At 54.1% G+C, this 24,492-nt stretch carries 19 protein-coding genes; 14 read left to right on the top strand and 5 right to left on the bottom strand.

The features are described 5' to 3' along the window. Window positions 1-168: 168 nt before the first annotated feature. The 4 genes from pcaF to H7U12_RS17910 all read left to right on the top strand — a co-directional run bounded on the left by pcaF (window position 169) and on the right by H7U12_RS17910 (window position 5,371). A complete protein-coding gene (gene pcaF / locus H7U12_RS17925) occupies window positions 169-1,374 on the top strand; it encodes a 3-oxoadipyl-CoA thiolase (RefSeq protein ID WP_186640601.1) in 1,206 nt (401 codons plus the stop codon). Beyond that, window positions 1,371-1,967, top strand: coding sequence for an acyltransferase (locus tag H7U12_RS17920; RefSeq protein ID WP_186640599.1), 597 nt, complete (start codon window positions 1,371-1,373; stop codon window positions 1,965-1,967). The genes pcaF and H7U12_RS17920 overlap by 4 nt, the downstream gene beginning before the upstream one ends. Before the next feature lie 270 nt (window positions 1,968-2,237). After that, a complete protein-coding gene (gene paaZ, locus H7U12_RS17915) occupies window positions 2,238-4,289 on the top strand; it encodes a phenylacetic acid degradation bifunctional protein PaaZ (RefSeq protein ID WP_186640597.1) in 2,052 nt (683 codons plus the stop codon). A 317-nt stretch (window positions 4,290-4,606) separates the two neighbouring features. Beyond that, entirely contained in the window at window positions 4,607-5,371 is a 765-nt protein-coding gene (locus H7U12_RS17910; protein WP_186640596.1) for an enoyl-CoA hydratase/isomerase family protein, read from the top strand. Between the two features lie 128 nt (window positions 5,372-5,499). On the opposite strand, the gene H7U12_RS17905 is transcribed toward H7U12_RS17910, so the two are convergent. Next, the gene (locus H7U12_RS17905) at window positions 5,500-8,352 is read right to left on the bottom strand and encodes a T9SS type A sorting domain-containing protein (protein WP_186640595.1); all 2,853 of its coding nucleotides are present in this window, start codon (window positions 8,350-8,352) and stop codon (window positions 5,500-5,502) included. 608 nt (window positions 8,353-8,960) lie between these two features. Here H7U12_RS17905 and proB point away from each other — a divergent pair. The 4 genes from proB (at window position 8,961) to pncA (ending at window position 12,776) form a co-directional block, all read left to right on the top strand. Continuing rightward, window positions 8,961-10,055, top strand: coding sequence for a glutamate 5-kinase (proB, locus tag H7U12_RS17900; RefSeq protein ID WP_186640594.1), 1,095 nt, complete (start codon window positions 8,961-8,963; stop codon window positions 10,053-10,055). Between the two features lie 85 nt (window positions 10,056-10,140). Beyond that, window positions 10,141-11,388, top strand: coding sequence for a glutamate-5-semialdehyde dehydrogenase (locus H7U12_RS17895; RefSeq protein ID WP_186640593.1), 1,248 nt, complete (start codon window positions 10,141-10,143; stop codon window positions 11,386-11,388). Between the two features lie 60 nt (window positions 11,389-11,448). After that, window positions 11,449-12,069 carry a peptidoglycan recognition protein family protein gene (locus tag H7U12_RS17890; protein ID WP_241749508.1) on the top strand — a complete coding sequence of 207 codons (621 nt, stop codon included), beginning with the start codon at window positions 11,449-11,451 and terminating at the stop codon, window positions 12,067-12,069. Window positions 12,070-12,164: 95 nt separating this feature from the next. After that, window positions 12,165-12,776, top strand: coding sequence for a bifunctional nicotinamidase/pyrazinamidase (pncA, locus tag H7U12_RS17885; protein WP_186640592.1), 612 nt, complete (start codon window positions 12,165-12,167; stop codon window positions 12,774-12,776). 64 nt (window positions 12,777-12,840) lie between these two features. Here pncA and H7U12_RS17880 read toward each other — a convergent pair whose 3' ends face one another. Next, a complete protein-coding gene (locus tag H7U12_RS17880; protein ID WP_186640591.1) occupies window positions 12,841-14,322 on the bottom strand; it encodes a nicotinate phosphoribosyltransferase in 1,482 nt (493 codons plus the stop codon). A 356-nt stretch (window positions 14,323-14,678) separates the two neighbouring features. Between H7U12_RS17880 and H7U12_RS17875 the strand changes: the two genes are divergently transcribed. From H7U12_RS17875 to H7U12_RS17855, 5 genes are all read left to right on the top strand, one after another. Next, window positions 14,679-15,005 (top strand): hypothetical protein, encoded by a 327-nt coding sequence (locus H7U12_RS17875; protein ID WP_186640588.1) that lies wholly within the window; start codon window positions 14,679-14,681, stop codon window positions 15,003-15,005. 174 nt (window positions 15,006-15,179) lie between these two features. Beyond that, window positions 15,180-15,542 carry a cupin domain-containing protein gene (locus tag H7U12_RS17870; protein WP_186640586.1) on the top strand — a complete coding sequence of 121 codons (363 nt, stop codon included), beginning with the start codon at window positions 15,180-15,182 and terminating at the stop codon, window positions 15,540-15,542. A gap of 26 nt (window positions 15,543-15,568) precedes the next feature. After that, window positions 15,569-16,465, top strand: a complete 897-nt coding sequence (locus tag H7U12_RS17865) for a LysR substrate-binding domain-containing protein (RefSeq protein WP_186640584.1) — start codon at window positions 15,569-15,571, stop codon at window positions 16,463-16,465. A 74-nt stretch (window positions 16,466-16,539) separates the two neighbouring features. Further along, the gene (locus H7U12_RS17860; protein WP_241749506.1) at window positions 16,540-17,745 is read left to right on the top strand and encodes a threonine synthase; all 1,206 of its coding nucleotides are present in this window, start codon (window positions 16,540-16,542) and stop codon (window positions 17,743-17,745) included. Window positions 17,746-17,888: 143 nt separating this feature from the next. Further along, a complete protein-coding gene (locus tag H7U12_RS17855; RefSeq protein WP_186640582.1) occupies window positions 17,889-19,088 on the top strand; it encodes a dipeptidase in 1,200 nt (399 codons plus the stop codon). Window positions 19,089-19,149: 61 nt separating this feature from the next. Here H7U12_RS17855 and H7U12_RS17850 read toward each other — a convergent pair whose 3' ends face one another. From H7U12_RS17850 to H7U12_RS17840, 3 genes are all read right to left on the bottom strand, one after another. After that, window positions 19,150-19,977, bottom strand: coding sequence for an aminotransferase class IV (locus H7U12_RS17850; protein ID WP_186640580.1), 828 nt, complete (start codon window positions 19,975-19,977; stop codon window positions 19,150-19,152). A gap of 49 nt (window positions 19,978-20,026) precedes the next feature. After that, window positions 20,027-21,130 (bottom strand): DNA-processing protein DprA, encoded by a 1,104-nt coding sequence (gene dprA / locus H7U12_RS17845; RefSeq protein ID WP_186640578.1) that lies wholly within the window; start codon window positions 21,128-21,130, stop codon window positions 20,027-20,029. A 104-nt stretch (window positions 21,131-21,234) separates the two neighbouring features. Further along, on the bottom strand, window positions 21,235-21,573 hold the full coding sequence (locus H7U12_RS17840) for a MerR family transcriptional regulator (protein WP_186640576.1): 339 nt from the start codon (window positions 21,571-21,573) through the stop codon (window positions 21,235-21,237). A 267-nt stretch (window positions 21,574-21,840) separates the two neighbouring features. Here H7U12_RS17840 and alaS point away from each other — a divergent pair, with 267 nt between their 5' ends. After that, entirely contained in the window at window positions 21,841-24,477 is a 2,637-nt protein-coding gene (gene alaS / locus H7U12_RS17835; protein WP_186640574.1) for an alanine--tRNA ligase, read from the top strand. Window positions 24,478-24,492 lie beyond the last annotated feature (15 nt).

Genomic DNA, 24,492 nt, shown 5'->3' with positions numbered 1-24,492 from the left:
GGATTTACTTCCGTGACTTACCATTCATTAGTCACGGAAGTAAATCCGCGCCATAGAGATAAAATCATCCGTTTTGGGGCTCTTTTCTTAAAACAGGCTCAAAACGAATCGTAGTTTATTCAAAGTACAACAATGACGTCAAGTCATTGAACCAATAGCAGAAAACAGATGAAGCAAGCATATCTAGTAGACGGCATCCGTACGCCCATTGGCAACTTTGGCGGAGCCTTGGCGTCTGTCCGGCCCGATGATTTGGGAGCCCTCGTGATCCAGGAGTTACTGAAACGGAATCCCGGCGTTGATCCGGCGGCCATCGCTGATGTCATTATGGGCTGCGCGAACCAAGCGGGCGAGGACAACCGCAACGTGGCACGCATGTCGTTGCTGCTGGCGGGTTTGCCGTTTTCGGTGCCCGGCGAGACCATCAACCGGCTGTGCGCCTCAGGTTTGTCAGCCTCCGTGGCGGCTGCGCGCGCGATTCAGAGCGGCGATGGCGATCTGTTTGTGGCCGGTGGACTGGAGAACATGACGCGCGGCCCTTGGGTGATTTCCAAAACCAGCACGCCCTTCGGCCGCGATGCCCAGATGTTCGATTCCAGTTTCGGCTGGCGCTTCGTAAACCCGAAAATCCATGAGGTGTTCGGGACCGATGGCATGGGAGAAACCGCCGAAAACCTGGCCCGCCGCGAGAACATCACCCGCGAGGACCAGGATGCGTTTGCGCTATGGTCGCAGCAGAAAGCCACCCAGGCGCAAGCCGCCGGACGGTTTGCCGAAGAGATTGTACCGGTTTCCATTCCGCAGAAGAAAGGCGAGCCCAAGGTGTTTGCGCAGGATGAATTCATCAAGCCTACTACTACCCTGGAGGTTCTTTCCAAGCTGCGACCCGCTTTCCACAAAGAAGGAACCGTGACCGCCGGCAACGCCTCAGGGCTGAACGATGGGGCCGCCGCGCTTTTATTTGCCTCGGAGGAAGCCCTAAAAACGTATAACCTCACGCCCAAAGCCCGCTATGTCTCCATGGGAGCGGCCGGCGTAGAGCCCAGGTACATGGGCATGGGTCCGGTTCCTGCTTCGCAGATGGCGCTCCAGAGAGCGGGCCTCACCTTGAACGACATCGACCTGATCGAAATCAACGAAGCCTTCGCCTCGCAGGTCCTGACTTGCACCCGCGCCTTGGGTATTGATGACCAGGATTCCCGTATCAACCCCAACGGCGGAGCCATTGCGTTGGGCCATCCGCTGGGCATGAGTGGGGCCCGCATCTTGAACTCGGCGGCCATTGAGCTGCACAAACAGAACAAGCGGTACGCCCTGGTGACCATGTGCGTAGGCGTAGGGCAAGGGTACGCCGCCATCATTGAACGGGTATGATCTACGAGTTCAACGGCTACATTCCGGTCGTCCACGAGAGCGCCTTCGTGCACCCGCAGGCCACCGTCACGGGTAATGTGATCATCGGGAAAAACGTCTACATCGGGCCGGGAGCAGCCATCCGGGGCGATTGGGGCGAGATCATCATTGAAGACAATTGCAACGTGCAGGAAAACTGCACCATTCATATGTTCCCCGGCACCACCGTACACCTGAAGGAAATGGCCCATATCGGGCACGGAGCCATCATCCACGGCGCAACCATCGGGCGTAACGTGCTGGTGGGCATGAACGCGGTAATTATGGACCGGGTGGAGATTGGTGATGAAAGCATTGTGGGCGCCCTGTGCTTCGTGCGGGCCGATGAAAAGATTCCGCCCCGCAGCGTAGTGGTAGGCAATCCGCATAAGATTGTGAAAGAGGTGAACGACGAGATGATCTCCTGGAAAACCGAAGGCACCCAGGTGTACATGCAACTTCCTCAGGATTGCCACGCTTCTTTAAAACCCTGCGAGCCGCTGCGGAAAGTACCGCAAGACCGGCAAAAGCAAGCCGCCGGTTACCAGACCTGGAACGAGCGGAAAGGCGAGTAGAGGATAGTGTTTTGAGCACGTTTTTAAAAAATCGGCTTTAAAATACACTTCATCCTTAACAAAAAGCGAGCAGAAGAATAGTCCTTGAGCTAGAGCGCTGCTCCCTCTTTGTCATCTTAGAAGGATCTCGGTGCAAGCGGAAAACGTGTATTAGGTGCTTTTCTAGTTCGCCCACAAGATCCTTCCAGGACGACAAAGGAGTGAAAGGATACACTAAAATGGGTAGGATATTATCCAAAGACTAACAAGCAGCAATTAACAACTACAGATATGGACGCAGTATTGCAGAATTACGCCATGGGGCAATGGACCCCCGGTTCTGGAAAAGAAAACGAGATTGTAGATGCCGTCACCGGAGAATTCATCTGCGTGGCCTACAGCGGCGGTCTGGATTTCAACGCCATGATGGAATACGCCCGCGCCAAGGGAAACCGCGCCCTCCGGAAGATGACCTTCCAGGAACGCGGCCGCATGCTCAAAGCGCTGGCCTTGCACCTGCAGGAGAAGAAAGAAAGCTTCTACCAGCTGAGCTACCGCACCGGAGCCACCCGGGCCGACAGTTGGGTGGACATTGAAGGCGGTATCGGGAACCTGTTTGCCTATGCCTCGCTGCGCAAGCAGTTCCCGGACAAGCCTTACTTTGTGGAGGACGAACCCATTGGCTTGTCCAAGGGCGGTACGTTCATGGGCCACCACATTCTTGTTCCCAAAGAAGGCGTGGCCGTGCACATCAACGCCTACAACTTCCCGGTGTGGGGCATGTTGGAGAAGATTGCGGTGAACCTGCTGGCGGGCATGCCGGCCATCGTGAAACCCGCGCCCATCACCGCTTTCCTCACGGAGGCCGTGGTGCGGGAAATCATCGCTTCTAACCTTTTGCCTGAAGGCGCTCTGCAACTGGTGACGGGCACCGGCGAAGGCATTCTGGATCATGTGACCTATCAGGATGTGGTGACCTTTACGGGCTCGGCCCACACGGGGCGTTTGCTCAAAGCGCACCCGCGGCTCATCCAGGAAGCGGTGCCGTTTACCATGGAAGCCGATTCGCTCAACAGCTCCGTATTGGGCGAAGATGCGGTGCCGGGCACTCCTGAGTTTGATCTGTTCATTAAGGAAATCCGGAAGGAAATCACGTCCAAGGCCGGGCAGAAGTGTACCGCTATCCGGAGAGCCATTGTGCCGGAGAAGCTGGTGGAGGACGTGCAGATCGCGTTAGGGAAGGAACTCTCCAAAACAGCCATCGGGAATCCGCAGGCCGAGGGGGTGCGCATGGGCTCGCTCGTGGGCCGCGAGCAACTACAGAAACTGCGCGCGCAGGTGAAGGAACTCGCCAAGCAAACGCCCATTGTATACGGCGATCTGGACAAGGTGAACCTCATTGGCGCGAATCAGGAGAAAGGCGCGTTTATATCGCCCATCGTGATGCTGAACCCCGAGCCGTTTCGGTTCACCGATTCCCACGAAGTGGAGGCGTTTGGCCCGGTGGCCACTCTCATGCCGTACAAAGACTTGGAGGAGGCCATTGAACTGACCAAAATGGGCAAAGGCTCTCTGGTGGCATCCATCGCCACGGCGGACCCGATGATCGCGCAGGAATTCGCGATTGGCGCGGCAACGCATCACGGGCGCATTCTGGTGCTGGACAACGCCTGCGCGAAGGAAAGCACCGGCCACGGTTCGCCCATGCCCATGCTCACGCACGGCGGTCCGGGCAGAGCGGGCGGCGGCGAGGAGATGGGCGGCATCCGGGGCGTGAAGCATTTCATGCAACGCACTGCCATCCAGGGCTCGCCCACCATGATCACGGCCATCACGGGCGTGTACCAGCAGGGGGCGAAGCAGATCGAAAAAGACGTACATCCCTTCCGGAAGCACTTCGAGGAACTGGAGATCTCCGAAACCTGGGTGACGCACCGCCATACCGTAACCGAAGCGGATATCACCAACTTCGCCAACGTCTCCGGTGACCATTTCTACGCCCACGTGGATGCCACCTCGCTGGAAGGCACCTTGTTTACCGGACGCGTGGCCCACGGCTACTACATCCTGTCCAAAGCCGCCGGCATGTTTGTGGACCCCAAGAAAGGCCCCGTGCTCTTAAACTACGGTCTGGAGAACTGCCGCTTCACCAAACCTGTATACCCCGGCATGACCATCGGGGTGAAACTAACCGTGAAAGAAAAAGTGGCTCAGGAGAAACGCAGCGCAGAAGACGTCGCCAAAGGCATTGTGAAATGGCTCGTGGATGTCACCGATGAAACCGGCGAAACCGTCGCCATTGCCACCATTATGACGATGGTGAAGAAGCGGGATCAGAGCTGAGATTTGTAGATGGGGAAATTTGGAGATGTGGAAATTTGAAAATTTGAAAATTCTGGATGGATTAGAATTCCTGATTAGCGGCTGTTTTTAGAAAAAGAGCCGCTAATCAGGAAATAATGATTCTGGCGCGAGACTCCAGTCTCGTGACATGGGATGTTGCGAGTCTCCAGACTCGCCGGAAAGGTAGGAGGTGCATTTCGCAATGCGTGAGATCGCTGCTGGGGCAGCGAGGATAGTCAGAGACTATCCCTTATCCATTGGCACGAGTCTGGAGACTCGCGCCAGTTTTAAGTAATGATTAGAAATATAAAGCAAAAATGACCGAGACAGGCCACGTAAACTCCACCCTTGACAAAGCAGGAATCTGCACCATTTCTTTTTTTCATCCGTCGCATAACTCACTTCCGGGTAAGATTTTACATGAGTTAGCCTCTACCATTACCCAAGCTGGGAATGAGGCCAACGTGAAAGTGATTGTGCTGAAAAGTGAAGGAGAGCGCACGTTCTGCGCCGGGGCCAGCTTTGATGAACTGATTGCCATTCAGAACAAAGAACAGGGGCTGGAATTCTTCTCCGGTTTCGCGAAGGTGATCAACGCCTGCCGTACCTGTGGCAAAATCATCATCGGGCGGGTGCAAGGGAAAGCGATTGGCGGGGGAGTGGGCGTGGCCGCCGCAACCGATTACTGCTTCGCCACCCAGAACGCCGCGGTGAAACTGAGCGAAATAGCCGTGGGCATCGGGCCGTTTGTGGTTGGTCCGGCCGTGGAGCGGAAGATGGGGCTGTCCGCTTTTTCTCAGCTGGCGCTGGATGCCACCGAATTCCGTTCCGCTGAATGGGCCAAAGAAAAGGGCCTGTACGCCGAGGTGTATGATTCTGTTCAGGGGATGGATGAAGCCGTGCAAGCCTTTGCCCTTCAACTTGCCAGCTACAGCCCCGAGGCGTTGACGGCGCTCAAGGAAGTCTTCTGGTCCGGCACCGAACACTGGGACACGCTTCTGCTGCAACGCGCCGGCATCAGCGGTACGCTGGTCTTGTCTGACTTCACCCGCAACTTTATCCAGGGTTTTAAGTCAAAGTAACTGATACTTAATTAAAAGCCCCGCTTGTGCAAGACAGGCGGGGCTTTTTTATTAGCATTTGCTTAAGGAAGGTTTAGAGGCTCTTTTTTGAAAATACTCCCCAAAACGGTAAGCATAAATCGCTATGGTTAATGTTGGACCAGCACTTTCTTAGTGCCCGTTACGGGTTTTCCGTTCAGATCAAGTACTTGCAGGTAATACATGCCTGGGGCCAATGCTTGGGTGGAGATTTGGGTTTGCCCCGTGAATTTCTGGCGGTGCAAAAGCTGTCCCTGACTATTGAGCAGCCGCACTTCTACCTGGCCCGCTACACCGGCACATTGCACCTGCACTACTTCGTTACTAGGCACCGGAAACACGGAGATATCCGCCTTTTGTGCCTTACTACCTTTTACCGCAACTACAGAAGATAATTCAAACCCGCCGCCTTCGTCTACCTGTTTCAGCTGGTAATATAGCGTCTCAGTGGGTGCTGCTTCATCCAGGAATAGGTACTGCGAGGCTGTGGCGCAGTTCCCTTTGCCCGGTACAAACCCGATTTTTCTAAATTCCGGCTCCGAATCCGTTTTCCGGTACACCTCAAACCCTGCGTTCTGCTTTTCAGAGGCGGTGCTCCAGTGCAGCTCTACCTGCTGCCGCCCTCTTTTCGCGCTGAATTGAGTCAATTTTACGGGTAAGGTGGTTACCGGGAGCGTCACATTAAACGCCGAGGAACCGCTTAAGGAAACGATCAGGTTCTTTTTAATGGGATCATAGCGGGAGAATTCCACCTTGTCCCCGGTCACCGAGGAATGAGCCGCCTCCATCGCCAAGGTGAGCACGGTAGCATCGCTGACGTAGCCAGTGTAGGCGAAGTCGCTTTGGCGTTCCCACTGGCTGTTCACCCGTTGGCTGGATTGCAGCAGCACTTTTGATCCATATTGCAGTTCTCGTCCCTTTTCCAGAAACGCCTGAGAGAAATGGCCGGCCTTGTTCAGGGAGAAGAAGGTGAAGCGCGCATCTGAGGAAACCGGCTCGGCTAATTTGATTTGGGTCACGCTGATGGTATCACCTTGGGCAAAAGCCAAATCCTGATACTCTGCCTCATCGGAGGCAAGGGCCGCCACCTGTGGCGAGCTCTCCGTGGTGATGGTGGCCGAAGTAGTGGTATAAGGTTGCAACAGAGACAGGAACTGCGTTTGCGCTACCCCTGTCTTTTGCACTTGCATGGTCGTGTGGTTCTCGGTGGTGTTGTAGACAAGCTCATGTCCGTTCGTGGCTTTCACATAGCCCGAGGCCCCATCGGTGGCGGTGACGTGGGCTTTCAGGCGTATGCCGTTTTTCTGCCAGATACCTTCATGCGCCGCCAGGCTATCAGTGAACGTGCCGGTGGCGGCGGTGCCGCCCTCCAAGCCGTAGCCATGCAGTTGCCAGGTGTAGGTGTGGGCAGAGGTAGAACTCACGGCATCGGCGATCAGGAAGTAGTTGTTCCGTACGTGAAGCGTTTTACGGATGATTTCGGTGCCCTGGTAGGTGGTTTTCACTTCGCCATAACTGAGACGGCTGTTGCTGAACGTGTTCTGGATAAAACCCTCGGCGTCATTGGTGGCCCCCGCGGTACCCATAGCCGGACCGGCTCCGTCAACTAGAATAAGGTTGTGGTGCACTCCTTCGCCCACGGCGGCTCGGTTGGCGCTGCTCAGGTAACCCGGGTCCAGGGCCAGCAATTGCCCTTTGGCGTGCAGGATGAAAGAACTGGCATCGCCGTTGTTGTGGCCGCCGGAGACTTTCTGCGACAAACCGTTTTTACCGTACACGTGCAGGTAGCTAGCCAGCGTGTCATTATCTGATCTGAAGACCAGGTTCCCGCTGTGTGGCAACGCCGTGAGAGAGGGGTTGGCAGGAGTGGAGAAAGCTAAGTTAGATGCCAGAAAAGCCGCCCGCATGTCCACGGTGCCATCTTTCAGCTGCTTTGCCAGAGAGTTCAGCTGATTGGTAGAAAAATTGGTAAAGGCCATGGGGTTCAGGTACTTGCTTTTGCCGGTGAGGGCCAGTTCGGGCATGCCCATGTCTACGTATGAATCTTCCAGCGCCGGAAACCGCCCGTCGGGCATCTGAATGGCGTAAATCCAGTCATACAGCAGGTCATAGCTGGGGTCAAAGTAGGGATTCCGGATGCTGCGCGTAGTCGTGCCGTAGGTGTAATTCATGGCCACATCGGGCAGAAAATTCCCCATGGATCGGATGAAGGGCAGACAGTTGAGGAAGGCGTACTTGAAATAGTAGGGGCCTTCGGCGTAGCCGGTTAGCACATTGGGGTCCGACTGACGGTTGGCATCACGCCAGAGTACGTTGTCCATGTGGTAGAGGCCGGTGTTGATCCAGTTGCTGGGTTGCAGCCAGGCATCTGTGCCGCCTACGTCGTTCAGGACCACCGCCGCCAAGCCTAAGGCCGAGGCGGTCATTAGGGTGTGGTTGTTCTTGATGGTCCCATAAAACGTGGTTCCCCAAAAAGGGGTGATGGACTGTTTGTACAGGTTCCCCGCAAATTCCTGTAGTTTGGCCCGGGCCGTAATCAGAGAATCTACTGGTTCACCCGCGCCCCGCAGCAAGTCATAGGCCACCATGTAATCAATCAATTCCTTGGATCGCCATTGCCACTCGGTGTAAGTACCCCCGGAGAAAGAGGCGTATACTTCCACGGCGGTGTTGATGCCCTCCAGCAGCTTCTTCGATTTGGAAACGAAGGCGGCGCGCTCTGTTTCTGAAAGCTGCAGGACGGTGCCACCACTCGGTTTACGGTTCAGGAGTGCGACAAAGGCGGCATTTTTGGCAAAAGCGGCCCTCGCCCTCCGGTCATTGGAGGAAGTGTTGTTGGTGGTGGCCGAGCCCGTCACGTTGCTGTACACTCCCGAGTAGAGAGTATACCGTACTCCCGAGGAAATCGCCTGCTGCACGTTGGGCACCTGCGAGGCTTTCAATAACGTACGCGGGTAGCTCAAATCTGCCTGAGCGGGAACCCAACTCCCAATTTGGGCTTTAAGCGAAGAGGAATAACCTGTATAAAGTAAAAGAAAAAATATAATTTTTAATAGAGGATTGTAAAGCTTTATCTTCATCTAATTCAACTATATGTAGCTTCAAGGCGTGTATAAGTTGAGTGTTCAATGAAATAATTCTAAAAAGAGTTCCTGGTAGTTAAGTATATAATTGCAATTAGGATAGATGCTAAGTGAGACGATAGTTTATTTAGGGTTAGGTATTTTCTCTATTGTAACACCTTCAATTTCAGCATACTTCTTTTAAAAGCAGCTTACTCTTAGAGCATAAAGGGTGGCTTCGGTGAAGCAACTAACAAATGGTAGGCACATTTTTGCCTTTTGAGGCTGTTTTCCGAAAAAGAGCCCCAAAATGAAACTAAACCTACTAACAAGGTTTGATTTGCTACACAAACGTTGTAATGTAGGATGAGCACCTCCTTGATGATGGTCTTGTGGTACAATGATCTGGATTAACGCTTTTACATGTAAAAAGCATTTTAGTTAATATAATATAGGCTAAATGAATAAAAACATGTAAAATTACTTTCTCAGTAGAAGAAAACAGTAGAATGTCATTCCACTATAAGCGTATCATTGTTAAGATTGGGTCCAACGTGCTGACGCAGGAGAACGGCATGCCGGACGAGGCTCGTATCCGGCATCTGGTGGAGCAGATCGCCACTCTGAAGAAGGAGGGGAAGGAAGTCATCGTGGTCTCCTCCGGGGCCGTGGCCTCCGGCCGAAGCCTGATCCAACTTTCAGAAAAGACTGATGCCGTGAGTGCGCGGCAGTTGCTGGCCTCGGTGGGGCAGGTGAAACTCATTAATACCTATTCGCAGCTGTTCAGCCAGCACCAACTCGTCTGCGCCCAGGTGCTGGTCACCAAAGAAGATTTCCGGGACCGGGGCCATTACCTGAACATGAAGAACTGCTTCCAGGTGCTGTTGCAGAACAACGTGATTCCGGTGGTGAACGAGAACGACGTGATCTCCGTGACTGAATTGATGTTCACCGACAATGACGAGCTGGCGGGCCTCATCGCCTCCATGCTCAACGCCGATGCGCTCCTGATTTTGAGCAACGTGAACGGCATCTACAACGGCGACCCCAAAGATCCAGCCAATACCGTTATCAAAGACATTGACGCGTCCACCACCGGTTTCTCCTCCTTCGTGACCACCCAACGTTCGCAGTTCGGGCGGGGCGGCATGATCACCAAATGCCACATGGCCCGCAAAGTGGCGCAGTTGGGCATTGCCGTGCACATTGCCAACGGGAAAACCGAAAACGTGCTGCTGAAGCTGTTCAACAACGAAGTTGAGAACACCCGCTTTCTGCCGGATAAATCCGCTTCCGGCAAGAAAAAGTGGATCGCGCACTCGGGCACGTTTGCCAAAGGCGTGATTCAAATCAACGAAGGCGCCAAAGCCGCTCTGTGCGGCTCCTTCACCGCGAAAAGTCTGCTGCCCGTGGGCGTGCTGCAGATTCAGGGCGATTTCCAGAAGGGCGACATTGTGAAGCTCATCGATGAACAGCACCAACAGGTGGGATTCGGGATTGCGGAGTACGGCTCCGAGAAAGCTCTGGAACGCTTGGGCCAGCAGAAACAGAAACCGCTCGTTCACTATGATTACCTCTTCCTGAACCCCGAGCCGGTGGCGTGATCGTTTCAAGCCTTCTTTCAGGAAAACAGGTCTAAAACGCACCCAGCTGGCAAGTTATGGGTGCATCCCTCAAGTTCATTCACGCATGGAGTACACAGATTATTTCAAGAAGACCCAGACCGCCAGCCGCTCGTTGGGAAGGTTATCTGATGACCAGATCACGGCGGTGCTGCTGGAAGTAGCCGCCCAGGCAATCGCGCAGCAGGACCTTCTACTCGCTGAGAACGGGAAAGACCTGGCCCGCATGGCTCCGGACGATCCTAAATATGACCGTTTGCAACTGACCCCGTCTCGGCTCCAGGATATCACGAAGGATCTGGAGAACGTTGCCGGGCTTACCTCACCTTTGGGGAAAGTGTTGCTGGAGAGGGAGCTGCCCAATGGCTTGCAGCTCTCCAAAGTGCGGGTGCCGCTGGGGGTGATCGGGATCATCTATGAGGCGCGGCCCAATGTGACCTTTGACGTGTTTGCGCTCTGCCTTAAGACCGGCAACGCCTGTGTGCTGAAAGGCGGCAGCGATGCCGATGCTTCTAACCAGGCCATCGTTTCCATCATTCACCAAGTCTTGCAGCGGCACGGTCTGAATCCTGATCTCATCACTTTGCTGCCGCCCGAACGCCAGGCCACCGAAGCGCTGTTGCAGGCCATTGGTTACGTGGATGTGCTGATTCCCCGCGGTAGTCAGTCCCTGATTGACTTCGTGCGGCAGAACGCCAAAGTGCCGGTCATTGAAACCGGAGCCGGTATCGTGCACACGTACTTTGACTATTCCGGCGATCTGGAGAAAGGGAAGAAGATCATCTTCAACGCCAAAACCCGCCGGGTGAGCGTCTGCAATGCCCTTGATTGCCTGCTGGTGCACCAGGCTCGCCTGACAGATCTTCCCGCCTTAGCGGCACCTTTGGCCGAGGCAAAGGTGGAAATTTTCGCCGATGAGCACACCTTTGAGGCGCTGGAACCCACCTATCCCGCCGACTTGCTGCACGTAGCCGCCCCAGACCACTTCGGGACGGAATTCCTTTCCCTGAAAATGGCCGTAAAAATCGTTCCTGATCTAGCTGCCGCTCTGGAGCACATCAACCGGTACAGTTCCAAACACAGCGAAGCCATCATCTCGGAGGATCCTGAAAGCCTGCAGACCTTCCTGAACAGCGTGGATGCCGCCGCGGTGTACGCCAACGCTTCCACAGCTTTCACGGATGGGGCGCAGTTTGGGCTGGGGGCCGAGATTGGCATCAGTACCCAAAAGCTGCACGCCCGCGGGCCCATGGGGCTGGAGGAGCTCACCAGCTACAAATGGCTGGTGCGCGGCAACGGGCAAGTGAGAAGTTAACTTCTTGCCTGTTTGCGGCTTTTCGTTCTACTTTTGCTCCACTTCACCATTTCACCTATCATGTTCAAATCTACCAAATCGCTGGGCTTCCTGGCTCTGTTGCTGCTACTGGGCGCTTGCCGTTCTGCCAAAACTGTTTCGTTGCCCGAAGGTGTTCCTATAGTGACCCGTGCCCAGTGGGAAGCCCTGGAACCGGTCCTCCCCATGAAGACCCACGTTCCCCAGAAAATCACCATCCACCACACCGCAACCAAGCAGAACGCCAGCCGCACCCTGGAACAGAAGCTCAAGGCCCTGCAAAAATTTTCGGTGGAGCGCAGCCCGCTTTCCGATGGACGCATCAAAGAACCCTGGGCCGATGTGCCTTACCACTTCTACATTTCGGTTGACGGGTCTATTGGCGAAGGCCGACAGCTGCAGTACGTAGGTGACTCTAATACCCCGTATGATCCATCGGGCCATGTCTTGATTGTGCTGGAGGGCAATTTCAACAATGAAAAAGTGACCGAGCCGCAGCTCAAAAGCCTGAAAACTCTGATGCTGTCCGTAGCCAAACGCTGGAAGATCTCCGGCGACAACATCTCCGGGCATAAAGACAATGCCACCACCGCCTGCCCCGGCGAAGACCTGTACCAGCTTTTGCCGGAACTCAGAGCCATGGTGAACAGCGGCAAAATGTAGGGTTCAGTTTACAGGTGAAGAGTAAAGGGAATAACTCTACCTGATCCTTTACCCGTTAGCCCCTTCATTAACCATCAGATTTACCCATAAAAGCTATGAAAGCACTTCTGCTGATCGATATACAAAATGATTTTATTCCGGGTGGCGCGTTGGCGGTGCCCGAGGGAGATGCTATTCTGCCCATCGTCAATGCGCTGCAACCGCAGTTTGACGTAGTGGTGGCGACCCAGGATTGTCACCCGGCAAACCACAAGAGCTTTGCCTCGCAGCATGCGGGCAAGCAGGTCTTCGAAACAACACAGCTGAATGGCTTGGAGCAGGTCCTCTGGCCCGACCATTGTGTGCAGGGTACGCCCGGGGCGGAGTTTTCTGCCCAGCTGGACATGTACCGGGTAGAAGCCATCTTCCGGAAAGGCACTGATCCGGAGATTGACTCCTACAGCGGCTTCTTTGACAACGGTCATTTGAAATCCACCGCCTTGGCAGAATACCTGAAGGGAAAAGGAGTAACCGAGGTGTATCTGGTAGGGCTTGCCGCCGATTTCTGTGTCTACTTCACCGCGTTAGATGCCTTGAAAGAAGGTTTCACCACCTACTTTATTGAGGACGCCACTCGCGCTATCAGCTCAGAAGGCTACCAGAAAGCCAAAGCCGAGGTCCAGGCCAAAGGCGGCACCTTCTTGCAAAGCGCCAGTCTTTTAGGTTAAAACCCATTCTCCCGTTTTGAGCCTGTTTTCCTGAAACTGACTTAAAACGGGAGAATCGTTTTCGTTAGGATTCTTTGGCTTGCTCGGTTTTCCGGAGCGCAATGATCAGGTTCATTTTCATTTCGTGCAGCTGTTCCTCCAGGCCAACTTTGTAGATGTGGGGGTTCAGGAATCGGCGGTAAGTTTCGTGCAGACGGCCTACCTGCTCCCGGGTGCGCTGCTGGATGGCGCGTAAATCAGGAGAGGTGTAGACCGCCTCGCCGTTCCGGAACACTGGCACCAGCAGGTCTTCCTGCACGCAGTCCCGCGCGAAGCTTTTGCGCTGGGTGGGGTCATTGGGGTGCACCATGGTAGAGGAGGCGTTGATCTGCAAAGGCTCGGAATAGATCATGTCGCCTACCATCACGTCGCCTTTGTAAAAACGGCGCACCTGCAGAATGCCCGGCGTAGAGACCTTGATCAGCTGTTCAGAGAGCTTGAGTTTGTACTCCCATTCGCCATCGGCTTGCCGGAAAGCGGCCAGTTTGTAGACGCCGCCCAAAGCGGGTTGGTCGTAGGCGGTGACCAGTTTGGTGCCAATGCCCCAGGTATCAATGCGGGCACCCTGCAGTTTCAAGCTTTGGATGAGGTGCTCGTCCAGGTCGTTGCTGGCCAGAATGGAAACCTGAGGGAAACCGGCTTCGTCCAGCAGTTTGCGGCCTTCAATGCTGAGGTAGGCCAGATCACCGGAATCTAGCCGGATGCCTTTCAGTTCCTGCCCGTTCTCCCGCATTTTCTGGGCTACCTCTATGGCCTTTCTAATTCCCTCCAGCGTGTTATAAGTATCTACCAGGAAAACCGAGTCATGGGGGAACACATCGGCGTACGCCGAAAACGCTTCCTGTTCCTGGTCAAATGACATCACCCAGCTGTGCGCGTGGGTTCCCTTCACCGGAATGTTGAACAGCTGCCCGGCCAGCATGTTGGAGGTGGCGCCCACGCCGCCAATAAAAGCCGCCCGGGCCGCGCTCAGCGCTCCATCCGGTCCCTGAGCGCGCCGCATGCCAAACTCCAGCACGTTATCGCCCTGGGCGGCATCCACCACGCGCGCAGCTTTTGTGGCGATTAAGGTCTGGAAATTCAAAATGGTGAGCAAAGGCGTTTCCAGGAGCTGGCACTGCAGAATGGGGCCTTTGATGCGCAACAGCGGTTCATTGGGGAAAATGACGGTCCCTTCGGGCACCGCATCCACGTCACAGCTGAAGGAGAGCTGGCGCAGGTGGTCCAGAAACCCTTCTTCAAACAGTTGCTGGTTCTGGCTGCCTTTCAGGCTTCTCAGGTAAGCCAGGTCTTCCTCGGTGAACCGGAAGTGCAGCAGCAGATCAATGGCATCGGCGAGGCCGGCGCACACGGTGTACCCGCCTTTGAAAGGATTATTCCTGAAATACAGGTGAAAGACCGCTTCCTGCTCCGCCATTCCTTTCTTCCAGTACCCTTGGGCCATGGTGAGCTGGTACATGTCGGTGAGTAGGGCGAGGGAAAGCTGGTAACGTTGGCTGATGTTCATATACTGCAATTTGACTTGAGTTTTACAGGATTACGGAAAAGGAAAGAAATCCATAGGCGCAGTCACCAAATATTTAGGGCAAACAGATAAAATCCTACGGAAAAAACCTAGTTCAGCAGGAAAAAACATACGGAGGTGCTCCTTAGAAGGAGCAGCAAGCATTTACCATAAATTGATGGATCATTTCAAAGAATGCAAAAGAATAGCTCTGTTGATTGTTGAATTGTAAATTAATTGGATAAATAAAAGGTTTTAATAGAACAATGTGAAAAACGGTTCGTAAACGTACATACATATTGTTCTATACAGTATGAGCAGAAAGTGCATTGCAATAGGGAACTTTAAACCATGTACTCATGAAAAAAGATCAATTATCTACCCTGATTGCCGTTGGATTCTTCGCGGGTACTTTTGTGATCGCGTTCACCTCCAATGACACCGATACTGCCGCCATGCGGGTGTTAGCCTACCTGTTGATCGGTTGTTTCGTTTCCATCCTCTCCATCTTCTGGGACAAGCTCATGACCAATGACAACCCCCAGCCTGATCCTGAAATTGACTCCGTTTTGTATGACGCTGAGAAATTCTCTGAAGAATACGGCGATGTGTACGTGCTAGCCGATCAGTTGAAAAAACAGCGCAGAGAACTTAAAAGCCAGAAATTGAACGGAAAAACTGCATGACAAATCCACTTATCTAAAAACACGTGCGTATGAAATAACCTGTACCCAAACTCAGAAAAAGCCTTTCACCTGTTGAGAGGCTTTTTTGTTTTATGTACCTTTCCAGAAAACAGGCCCAAAACAGCACCCGGCGAACACAACTACCGGATCGCTTTACCCGCTTAATTTCCACGTATGCAGAAAGTCAATCTAGCCGAAAAACTAACCTTATTCTCCGACCACTGGAACCCCAGAATTGTGGGGGAACTGAACGGTCAGCACGTGAAGCTGGCGAAGCTGAAAGGCGAATTTGTCTGGCATCACCATGACCACGAAGATGAATTATTTCTGGTTGTGCAGGGGCAGTTTAAGATGGAGTTCCGGGACCGGACCGTAGAACTGCGCGAGGGCGAGTTTCTGATTGTCCCGAAAGGAGTGGAGCACCGGCCCGTGGCCGAGGAGGAGGTGAGTGTCTTGTTGTTTGAACCGGCTTCCACCCTGAACACCGGCAACCGCGATGACAGCGATCGTACCCGCCTGCACTTGGACCATATCTAAGACCCGGCTTCACATATGTATCTTTCGTGATTTCGCACAAACACGTCGTCTTTTTTGAGGTGGCCCGCCAGCTGAGTTTCACCAAGGCCAGCCAGATTCTGTACATCAGCCAGTCAGCCATCAGCAAGCAGATCAAAGCACTGGAAGACCATTACCGAACCGGGCTCTTTGAGCGGCACGGCAACACCATCAGCCTCACGCCGGCCGGGCAATTGCTGTTTGAGAAGCTGGAGGCCGTTCAGCAGATTCAGAACGATTTACACCAGGAACTCCCGCTGCTCAGTCAGGAGTTCAGGCCGCAGATCAAGCTGGTGCTGGGCGCCAGCACTACCATCTCGCTGTACATCTTACCGCCGGTGCTTTCGGCTTACCTCATGCAGTACCCCCAGGTGGAACTCAGCCTCCGGAACCGAAACAGCGAGAACATCCTCAAAGCCTTGCTGGACCATGACATCGATCTGGGCATCATTGAGGGTATCAATAAAGTAAGCCAGGTCACGTACACGCCCTTCCTCACCGATGAGGTGATTGCCGTCTGCTCGCACCGCAATCCCCTTAAAAAGCACGATCTGGAAGTGAAAGACCTGTACCAGGTGCCGTTGGCGTTGCGGGAGGCTGGCTCGGGCACCTTGGCGGTGCTGGAAGAGGCTTTCCTCCAGAAAGGCATCAAGCTCTCTCAACTGCAGGTGCGGGTGCGGTTAGGCGGAACCGAAGCCCTGAAGAACTTTGTGCGCGTAGACACCTGTCTGGCCTTTCTGCCCCGCCAAGCGGTAGTGAAGGAACTGGCCTCCGGTGAGCTGGTGGAAGTCAAGATCAAAGACCTCCACGTGCAAAGAACCTTCAACTTCATCCAGCGCAAAGGCACCGAGAACAACGCCCCGTATAAAAACTTCATCCAGTTCATGAAGCGTCAGTATTCCTGAATGGAATAGTCTATGCCTAATTGCTATTTGATTCACTCATAGTAGTTGTACTACTTGCCGCCTTAATTAAAATGATGATGGCACCCCAAGTAGAAACCAACCTGAGTAGCATCACCGTGCTTACCTGCTCCAAATGCGGCAAAGAGCACGACTATGAAATCCTGCAACGTGTTTCTTCCTGCTGCGCCATGCCCTTGCTGGCGCACTATGACGTTTCAGGGCCGTTTTCCAAAGAAGACCTCCAAAACCGGGAAGGCACCATGTGGCGCTACCGCGAAGTGCTGCCCGTCCTGAACGAAACCTATAAAGTGTCTCTAGGCGAAGGTTGCACCCCGATGCTGGACCTGAAGAACCTGGCAGATGCGTACGGGTTTGATAACCTGAAGCTGAAAGACGAAGGGCAGAACCCCACCGGTTCCTTTAAAGCCCGCGGCCTGAGCATGGCCATTTCCAAAGCCCTGGAGCTGGGAACCGAAGGCTGCATCATCCCTACCGCCGGAAATGCCGGTGTGGCCATGGCGGCATATTGCGCCAAAGCCAACTTGCCGGCCATCGTGGTCATGCCCCGGCATACCCCCAAAGCCTTCAAAGAAGAGTGTTACTGGTACGGGGCCGAGATCCATCTCATTGATGGCCTCATCCATGACTGCGCCGCCGAAGTGAGAAAACTGAACCAGGACGGGCACTTGCTGGATGTCTCCACGCTCAAAGAACCTTACCGGCTGGAAGGCAAGAAAACCATGGGCTACGAGATTGCTGAGCAGCTGCAATGGCAAGTACCTGACGTGATCTTATACCCGGCAGGGGGCGGAACCGGGCTCATTGGAATCTGGAAAGCTTTTCAGGAGATGATCGCGCTGGGGTGGTTGGACAAAGAGATCCGTTTGCCCCGGATGGTGGCCGTGCAAGCCGAAAACTGCCGCCCCTTGGTAGATACGTTCCAGGGCGTACACGCCAATTCCCAAAACTACAACGGCCTGCCCACGCTGGCCAATGGCTTGGCGGTGCCTCGCCCACTGGGGGAACCGCTCATGTTGCAGGTGCTGGAACAGTCAGGCGGAACCGCTATTTCCATCTCTGAAGATGACATGGTGGAAGGCGTGCGCGAACTCAGCCGTAAAGAAGGCCTGTTTGTCGCGCCGGAAGGAGCCGCTGTTTGGATGGCCGCCCGCCAATTGCTCAAACAGGGCTGGATTCAGCCGCAGGAGCAGGTCTTGCTGCTGAATACCGGATCGGGGCAGAAGTACATGGAGAACATTGAAGGCCGATACATTGGTTAATCCTGAGTTCTGAGTCTTGAGTTCTGAGTGGTGATGTCGCTTTGGGGCAAGATTCAGGATTTGAGGCTTAAAACACCTTTGGCAGATTGGCCGGGAATGTGTAAACTGTAAACGCAAATCTGTGTTTAGCCTTTATCTACTTCATGAAAGTCTCCGCGTCTCTTCTTGCCTGTACCGCCCTCGGGTTTCTGTTTTCCTGCACCAGTTCGTACCAGTCCCTTCATCAGAAAGCCATTTTGGTAGACACGCACAATGACGTTCTCTCCCAGGTGATCATGGAAGGCCAGTCGGTGGAACAGGATTTAACCGGAAAAGCGCACACTGACTTGGCCCGCATGAAGCAAGGCGGCATGGATGTGCAGGTGTTTGCCGTTTTCTCGGATGAAACCTACGGTCCGGGCCGGGCCTTCAAGTTTGCGAACCAGCAGATTGACACCCTGGAAGCCATCGTGAAACGGAACCCTGATCAACTCCAACTGGTGTATACGCCAAGTCAGATTCCGGCGGCCATCAAGGCGAAGAAAATTGCAGCCTTAACCGGGGTGGAAGGGGGACACATGATCGAAGACAACCTGGACAACCTGAACCTCCTGTATAACCGCGGGGTCCGGTATCTTACCCTCACCTGGAACAACAGTACCTCCTGGGCCTCTTCGGCCGCCGATGAGACCAAAGGCACCGGCTTCAACGGAAAGAAGGGCCTGAATGAATTCGGGAAGCAGGTGGTGCGCCGCATGAACGAGCTGGGGATGTTGGTGGATTTGTCGCACGTGGGGGAGCAGACGTTCTGGGATGCTCTGGCTACTACTACCAAACCAGTGCTGGTATCGCATAGCTGTGCCGCCGCCCTGAGTCCGCACCCGCGTAACTTAACCGATGACCAAATCAAAGCCATCGGGAAGAACGGCGGCGTCATCCACCTGAACTTCTTCTCAGAATTTCTTGACCCCGGCTACAGCCAGCGCATCAATGCGTTCATGGCGGCCCATTCGCAGGAAATCAAAGATCTCCAGGCGAAGGGCGTGAATGGCATGGCCCTGAAAAACGCCTTGTACCAGAAGTACCCCCAGGAAACCAAAAGCATTGAACCACCCATTTCCCTGCTGATCGATCACATTGACCATGTGGTGAAACTCGCCGGGATTGACCACGTGGGCCTCGGTTCCGATTACGATGGCATCGGCTCCGCTCCCCTAGGACTGGAGGATGTGAGCACCTATCCCTTGATCACCAAAGCCCTGTTGGAGCGCGGGTACAAAAAGAAAGACATCATGAAGATTCTGGGCGGCAACTTTCTCCGGGTGTTGGAAGCCAACGCACCTGCGGCCGTGGCTAAAAAGTAAGTAGCCGAATAGAGCGTTAAGAGCATGTTTTCTCAAAGCCAGCCCCAAAGTAAAAAATCAGTTAAGAACCAGACTGAAAGATCTCGCTTCTGATTTGCTGTAGAAGATCCGGATCGAGATTCATCGGCTCATGGTTCAAGGTTTCTATTCCGCGGAGACCTGTCACATTTCCGGCAAACACCACGGCCGCGCTGGCAAGTTCTTCCGGATGATATAATCCTTCCTGCACCTTCCAGACTTTTTGCTTCGCCCATTGCAGAAGTTTCCGGCGCATGATGCCGTTCAGGCAGCCGGTGGTTAGGGCGGGGGTGTACAAGGTTTTTTCCTTCAGCCAAAACAAGTTAGAAGCGGTCAACTCGGCCAGATTTCCGTTGGGGTCCAGCAGGATCACGTCATCCAACCCGTGGGCTGCTTTTTCACGGCTGGCTAACACGTACACCGGTGAATGGATGCCTTTGAAGGAGGAAAAGACCGAAGGAACGGTGCATACGGATTGGGCAATCCCTACATGTAGCGGTTCTTCAGAAACCTTCGGTGCAGGACTCGTGGTCACGAGCCAATCGGCTTGATCAGTTTGTGGAGTGTAGAGCCCTTCGCCCGCCCGCCAGACTTTCAATTTAATTCTGGCATTTCCCAACCCTTCATTGCGACGGGCCAATTCCTTCACCCGCTCCTGGAACGTTTCGTTCATGATTTCCTCCGGAAGTTCAAGACCCAGCACGGCGGCGGCTTCTGTGATTCTTTCCTGATGCTCCGGCCAAAACCGCAGCTTGCCGTTTTCCAGGATGATGGTTTCAAAGAAGCCGTCGTTGTACTGGAACGCCCGATTAGAGAGCGGTAGTTGGAGCTCGTTTTCAGGAAGAAGTTGGCCGTTGTAAAGCAGAAACACGTGGGTGGGAGCTAAAGGATAGGTGGAAGTAAGTTCAACAAACAGAAGATTAAAGTAAGGCGAACTGTTTACCGGGCAGGCTTTTAACCTTTCCGGTAAACTCCAGCGTTAACAAAACCGTGGAAAGCTGGTTCATGGAAAGTTGCGTATACCGGCTGAGGACATCGATGTGCGTGGGGCCTGCTTCCTTTAAAGCGCGGAGGACCCGGCGCTCTTCCTCGGTAAACTGCGTCACATCAAACTCCTCCTGCGCTGCGGAAATGCTGGAGGAGGCCAGGGCTTTGTCCCAGTTCAGGAGTTCTTCCAGGTCTTTGAGCTGGGTAAAGGGCACCGCTTTCAGGGATTTGATCAGGTGGTTGCAGCCCTGCGAGGTTTCGGAGGTGATTGGGCCGGGCACGGCCATCACTTCGCGGTCATAGCTGTGCGCGATGTCCGCTGAGATCAGCGAGCCGCCTTTCTGGGTTGATTCAATGACAATGGTGCAATCAGCGAGGCCAGCAATGATCCGGTTGCGGGCCGGGAAACGGGGCGCGTCTGGTTTGGTCTCGAACGGAAACTCGGTCAGCAATCCGCCTTGCAGGAGCATCTTCTCGGCGTACGGTTTATGTACTGCCGGGTACACGGCTTCAATGCCGGTGGCCATCACGCCCACCGTGGGTAAACCCGCCTTCAAAGCTGCTCGATGGGCTAAGATGTCAATCCCGTACGCCAGTCCACTCACCACCAGGGCCTGGTGCTTGACCAGCCCTTGCACCAACTGCTCGGTGACTACCCGGCCGTACTCGGTGCTTTTGCGCGTGCCCACAACGCTGATGACTTTGGAGGCATTCAGATCAGCGGTTCCTTTGTAGTAGAGCAGGAGCGGGGAATCGGGCAGGTTCCGGAGTCGGCTGGGGTACTCCGGCGAGGTGTAGAACAGAAGCTTCACTTCTTCCCGCGCGGCCCTTTCCAGTATCACTTCGGCTTGCCGTAGCACCTCTTTCTGGTACGAGGCAATTCTACTGGCCAGGATTTCGCCCACGCCCGGAATTTTCTTCAACCGGTCCTTCGGGAACGAAAACACGTCCTTAGCTGATCCGCAGTAACTCACCAGCAGCCGCGCGTTTCCGCCGCCAATTCCCGGAATTAAAGGCAAAGCAACTTCGTGGAGCATAGGATGAGAGTTCTGAGTCTTAAGTTCTAAGTCCTGAGTTGGAGTATACGGGAAATAAGATCCTGGTTTGACTCAGAACCCAAGACTCAGAACTCAGGACTTCTTTAAGGAAGCTGTGATTTAATGCTGATCAAGAACTCCTTTACTTTCTCCAGGCTCTGAATCATCTCAAATTTCTCTCTGGCCTGCACCCCGCGGGTCTTCAGCATTTCGCGGGCTCCTTGGATGGTGTAGCCGCGCTCCTTCACCAGATGGTACACAAACCGCAGGTTTTCAATGTCTTTTGGTGAAAACAGCCGGTTTCCTTTTTTGTTTTTCTTGGGCTTGAGGATGTCAAACTCCGTCTCCCAAAACCGGATCAGCGAAGGAGCTACCTCAAACATGGCCGCCACTTCCCCAATGCTGTAATACTGCTTTTCTATATCTCGTTCTTTGTAAGGCACCTTTTTGTAAGTTCAGAGTCTTGAGTCTTGAGTGCTGAGTCTGGGAAGTATCTTGAATCGACTCAGGACTCAAGAGGCAGAACTCAGGACTCTTTTTAAGCTTGTTTTCTGAAAAACAGGCGTAAAACACAGGCACATCCACCGCAGTTTGCCAAAAAAGCTTACTTTTGCAGACACTGCGGGGCGCACCGAAAAGGCAAAAATTCGCTTTTTCTTTCGCATTTACAAGCCCTTGCGCCCAGTTTAAGAAAGCAATTATTTAGATACATGACCTCCGCCGAGATACGCCAGCAGTTCCTCGATTTCTTTGCCTCCAAAGGCCATCAGATTGTTCCGTCTGCACCCATCGTGGTGAAAGATGATCCTACCCTTATGTTCATCAACTCGGGCATGGCGCCTTTTAAGGACTATTTCCTGGGCAACAAACCCGCGCCATCGCCGCGCGTGGCCGATACCCAGAAGTGTCTGCGCGTGTCGGGCAAGCACAATGACCTGGAGGAAGTAGGCTATGATACCTACCACCATACCATGTTTGAGATGCTGGGTAACTGGTCATTTGGCGACTACTTCAAGCAGGACGCGCTGAGATGGTCCTGGGAATTGCTCACCGAGGTTTACAAGCTGCCCAAAGACAGATTGTACGTTTCTGTTTTCCAGGGAGACGGTTCTGAGAACCTGCCCATGGACCAGGAGGCGTATGATATCTGGAAGACCATGATTGCCGAAGACCGCATCTTGCAGGGCAACAAAAAAGACAACTTCTGGGAAATGGGCGATACCGGCCCCTGCGGACCCTGCTCCGAGATACACGTGGATTTGCGCTCCGATGAGGAAATTGCCAAAATTCCGGGTAAAGACCTGGTGAACAACGATCACCCGCAGGTGGTGGAGATCTGGAACAACGTGTTCATGGAGTTCAACCGCTTGGCCGATGGATCTTTAGTGAAACTACCTGCGCAACACGTAGATACGGGCATGGGCTTCGAGCGTTTGTGCATGGCCATCCAGGGCAAGCAGTCCAACTATGACACTGACGTTTTCCAGCCGATGATCCAGTTCATCGCGAAGGAAGCGGGCGTGATCTACGGCGAAAACGAGAAAACGGACATCGCCATTAGGGTTATCGCAGACCACATCCGGGCCATTTCCTTTACCATTGCGGACGGGCAGTTGCCGTCCAACAACAAGGCCGGTTACGTGATCCGCCGGATTCTGCGCCGCGCCGTACGTTACTCCTTTACGTACCTGAACTTCAAGAAACCGTTCCTGAACACCATCGTGCCGGTCTTAGCAGATCAGTTGGCGAACGTGTTTCCGGAACTGAAAGCCCAGCAAGCCTTTGTGCAGCGCGTGATTGAGGAAGAGGAAAACGCCTTCCTTCGCACGCTGGAGAACGGCCTGAAACGGCTGGATACTTTACAAGATACCTTCAAAGCGAACGGCAATACCATTGACGGCAAAACCGCTTTTGAATTATATGACACCTTCGGGTTTCCGCTGGACTTAACGGCCCTGATCGCCAAAGAGAACGGCTTCACCATTGACGAGGCGGACTTCACCGTTGAAATGGAGCAGCAGAAAAACCGCTCCCGCAACGCGGCGCAGTCGGAGCAGAGCGACTGGGTGGTGCTGCAACCCGATGTGGAGACCGAATGGGTGGCCTACGATGCCGAGGAAGTACAAACCCGCCTTGTGCGGTATCGGCAGGTGACCACCAAAAACAAAAAGGAATACCATGTGGTGCTGGACCGCACGCCGTTCTACGCCGAGAGCGGCGGACAGGTAGGCGACACCGGCGTGCTGGAATCTGCGTCCGGCAACGTAAAAGTGCTGGACACCAAGAAAGAAAACGACCTGATTCTGCATATCACCGCCGAGCTACCCAAAGATTTGGAAGCGCCGGTAACAGCCAGAATTGACCGCAAGCGCCGCGCCCTGATTCAGAAGAACCACTCGGCCACCCACTTGCTGCACGCGGCCTTGAAGCAGGTGTTGGGCGATCACGTGAACCAGAAAGGCTCACTGGTGAGCGACAAACTGCTGCGCTTTGACTTCTCGCACTTCACCAAAGTAACCGAGGAGCAACTCCGCGAGGTGGAGCAGATCGTAAATGAGCGCATCCGGGAGTCCATTGAGAAAGACGAGCGCCGCAATGTGCCCATCGAGGAAGCCAAAGCCTTTGGCGCGACCGCTCTGTTCGGGGAGAAATACGGCGAGTTTGTGCGTGTCATCACCTTCAATAAAGAGTACTCCGTTGAACTGTGCGGCGGTACCCACGTGGCCAACACCGGCAACATCGGGTTCTTCAAGATTGTGAGCGAAAGCTCGGTGGCCGCAGGCGTACGCCGCATTGAAGCCGTGACCGCCGATGTGGCCGAGCAGTTCGTGGACGAGCAGATCACTCAGTTTGAGGAAGTAAAGCAGCTCCTGGGCGTGCAGAAGGAATTCGGGAAAGCCATTGAAAAACTACAGGACGAGAATACCGCGCTCCGCAAGCAACTGGAAGCCTTCGAACTGAAGCAGGTCACTGCCCAGAAAGAGAAACTGGCTGCGCAGGTACGCGACGTGCAGGGTCTCAACTTCCTGGCTGCCCGCGTAGACGTGAGCTCCGCCGATTACCTGAAGAAACTCGCCTTCGACCTGCGCAGCGTGGTTAACAACCTGGTGCTGGTACTGGCCGCCGATGTAGACGGAAAACCGCAACTGGCCGTTATGCTCTCAGATGAGGTGGTGGCTGGCAAAGGACTAAACGCCGTGCAGATGGTGAAGGAACTCGCCAAAGAGATCAAAGGCGGCGGCGGCGGACAACCGTTCTACGCCACGGCCGGCGGCAAAGAAGTAGCCGGTTTAGAAGCCGCCCTCGCCAAAGCCGAAGGATTCGTTCAGCAGGAACTCTCCAAATAAGTCTAGTTTGGGGCC

The sequence above is a fragment of the Rufibacter sediminis genome (assembly GCF_014269285.1).
In the GTDB taxonomy this organism is placed as follows: Bacteria; Bacteroidota; Bacteroidia; order Cytophagales; family Hymenobacteraceae; genus Nibribacter; species Nibribacter sediminis.
This window is presented reverse-complemented; position numbering and strand designations above follow the sequence as displayed.

What these genes read in the sequence shown, in the direction of transcription:
- pcaF (WP_186640601.1), top strand. Translation starts at nt 169, where the DNA reads ATGAAGCAAGCATATCTAGTAGACGGCATCCGTACGCCCATTGGCAAC.
- H7U12_RS17920 (WP_186640599.1), top strand. Translation starts at nt 1,371, where the DNA reads ATGATCTACGAGTTCAACGGCTACATTCCGGTCGTCCACGAGAGCGCC.
- paaZ (WP_186640597.1), top strand. Translation starts at nt 2,238, where the DNA reads ATGGACGCAGTATTGCAGAATTACGCCATGGGGCAATGGACCCCCGGT.
- H7U12_RS17910 (WP_186640596.1), top strand. Translation starts at nt 4,607, where the DNA reads ATGACCGAGACAGGCCACGTAAACTCCACCCTTGACAAAGCAGGAATC.
- proB (WP_186640594.1), top strand. Translation starts at nt 8,961, where the DNA reads ATGTCATTCCACTATAAGCGTATCATTGTTAAGATTGGGTCCAACGTG.
- H7U12_RS17895 (WP_186640593.1), top strand. Translation starts at nt 10,141, where the DNA reads ATGGAGTACACAGATTATTTCAAGAAGACCCAGACCGCCAGCCGCTCG.
- H7U12_RS17890 (WP_241749508.1), top strand. Translation starts at nt 11,449, where the DNA reads ATGTTCAAATCTACCAAATCGCTGGGCTTCCTGGCTCTGTTGCTGCTA.
- pncA (WP_186640592.1), top strand. Translation starts at nt 12,165, where the DNA reads ATGAAAGCACTTCTGCTGATCGATATACAAAATGATTTTATTCCGGGT.
- H7U12_RS17880 (WP_186640591.1), bottom strand. Translation starts at nt 14,322, where the DNA reads ATGAACATCAGCCAACGTTACCAGCTTTCCCTCGCCCTACTCACCGAC.
- H7U12_RS17875 (WP_186640588.1), top strand. Translation starts at nt 14,679, where the DNA reads ATGAAAAAAGATCAATTATCTACCCTGATTGCCGTTGGATTCTTCGCG.
- H7U12_RS17870 (WP_186640586.1), top strand. Translation starts at nt 15,180, where the DNA reads ATGCAGAAAGTCAATCTAGCCGAAAAACTAACCTTATTCTCCGACCAC.
- H7U12_RS17860 (WP_241749506.1), top strand. Translation starts at nt 16,540, where the DNA reads ATGATGGCACCCCAAGTAGAAACCAACCTGAGTAGCATCACCGTGCTT.
- H7U12_RS17855 (WP_186640582.1), top strand. Translation starts at nt 17,889, where the DNA reads ATGAAAGTCTCCGCGTCTCTTCTTGCCTGTACCGCCCTCGGGTTTCTG.
- dprA (WP_186640578.1), bottom strand. Translation starts at nt 21,130, where the DNA reads ATGCTCCACGAAGTTGCTTTGCCTTTAATTCCGGGAATTGGCGGCGGA.
- alaS (WP_186640574.1), top strand. Translation starts at nt 21,841, where the DNA reads ATGACCTCCGCCGAGATACGCCAGCAGTTCCTCGATTTCTTTGCCTCC.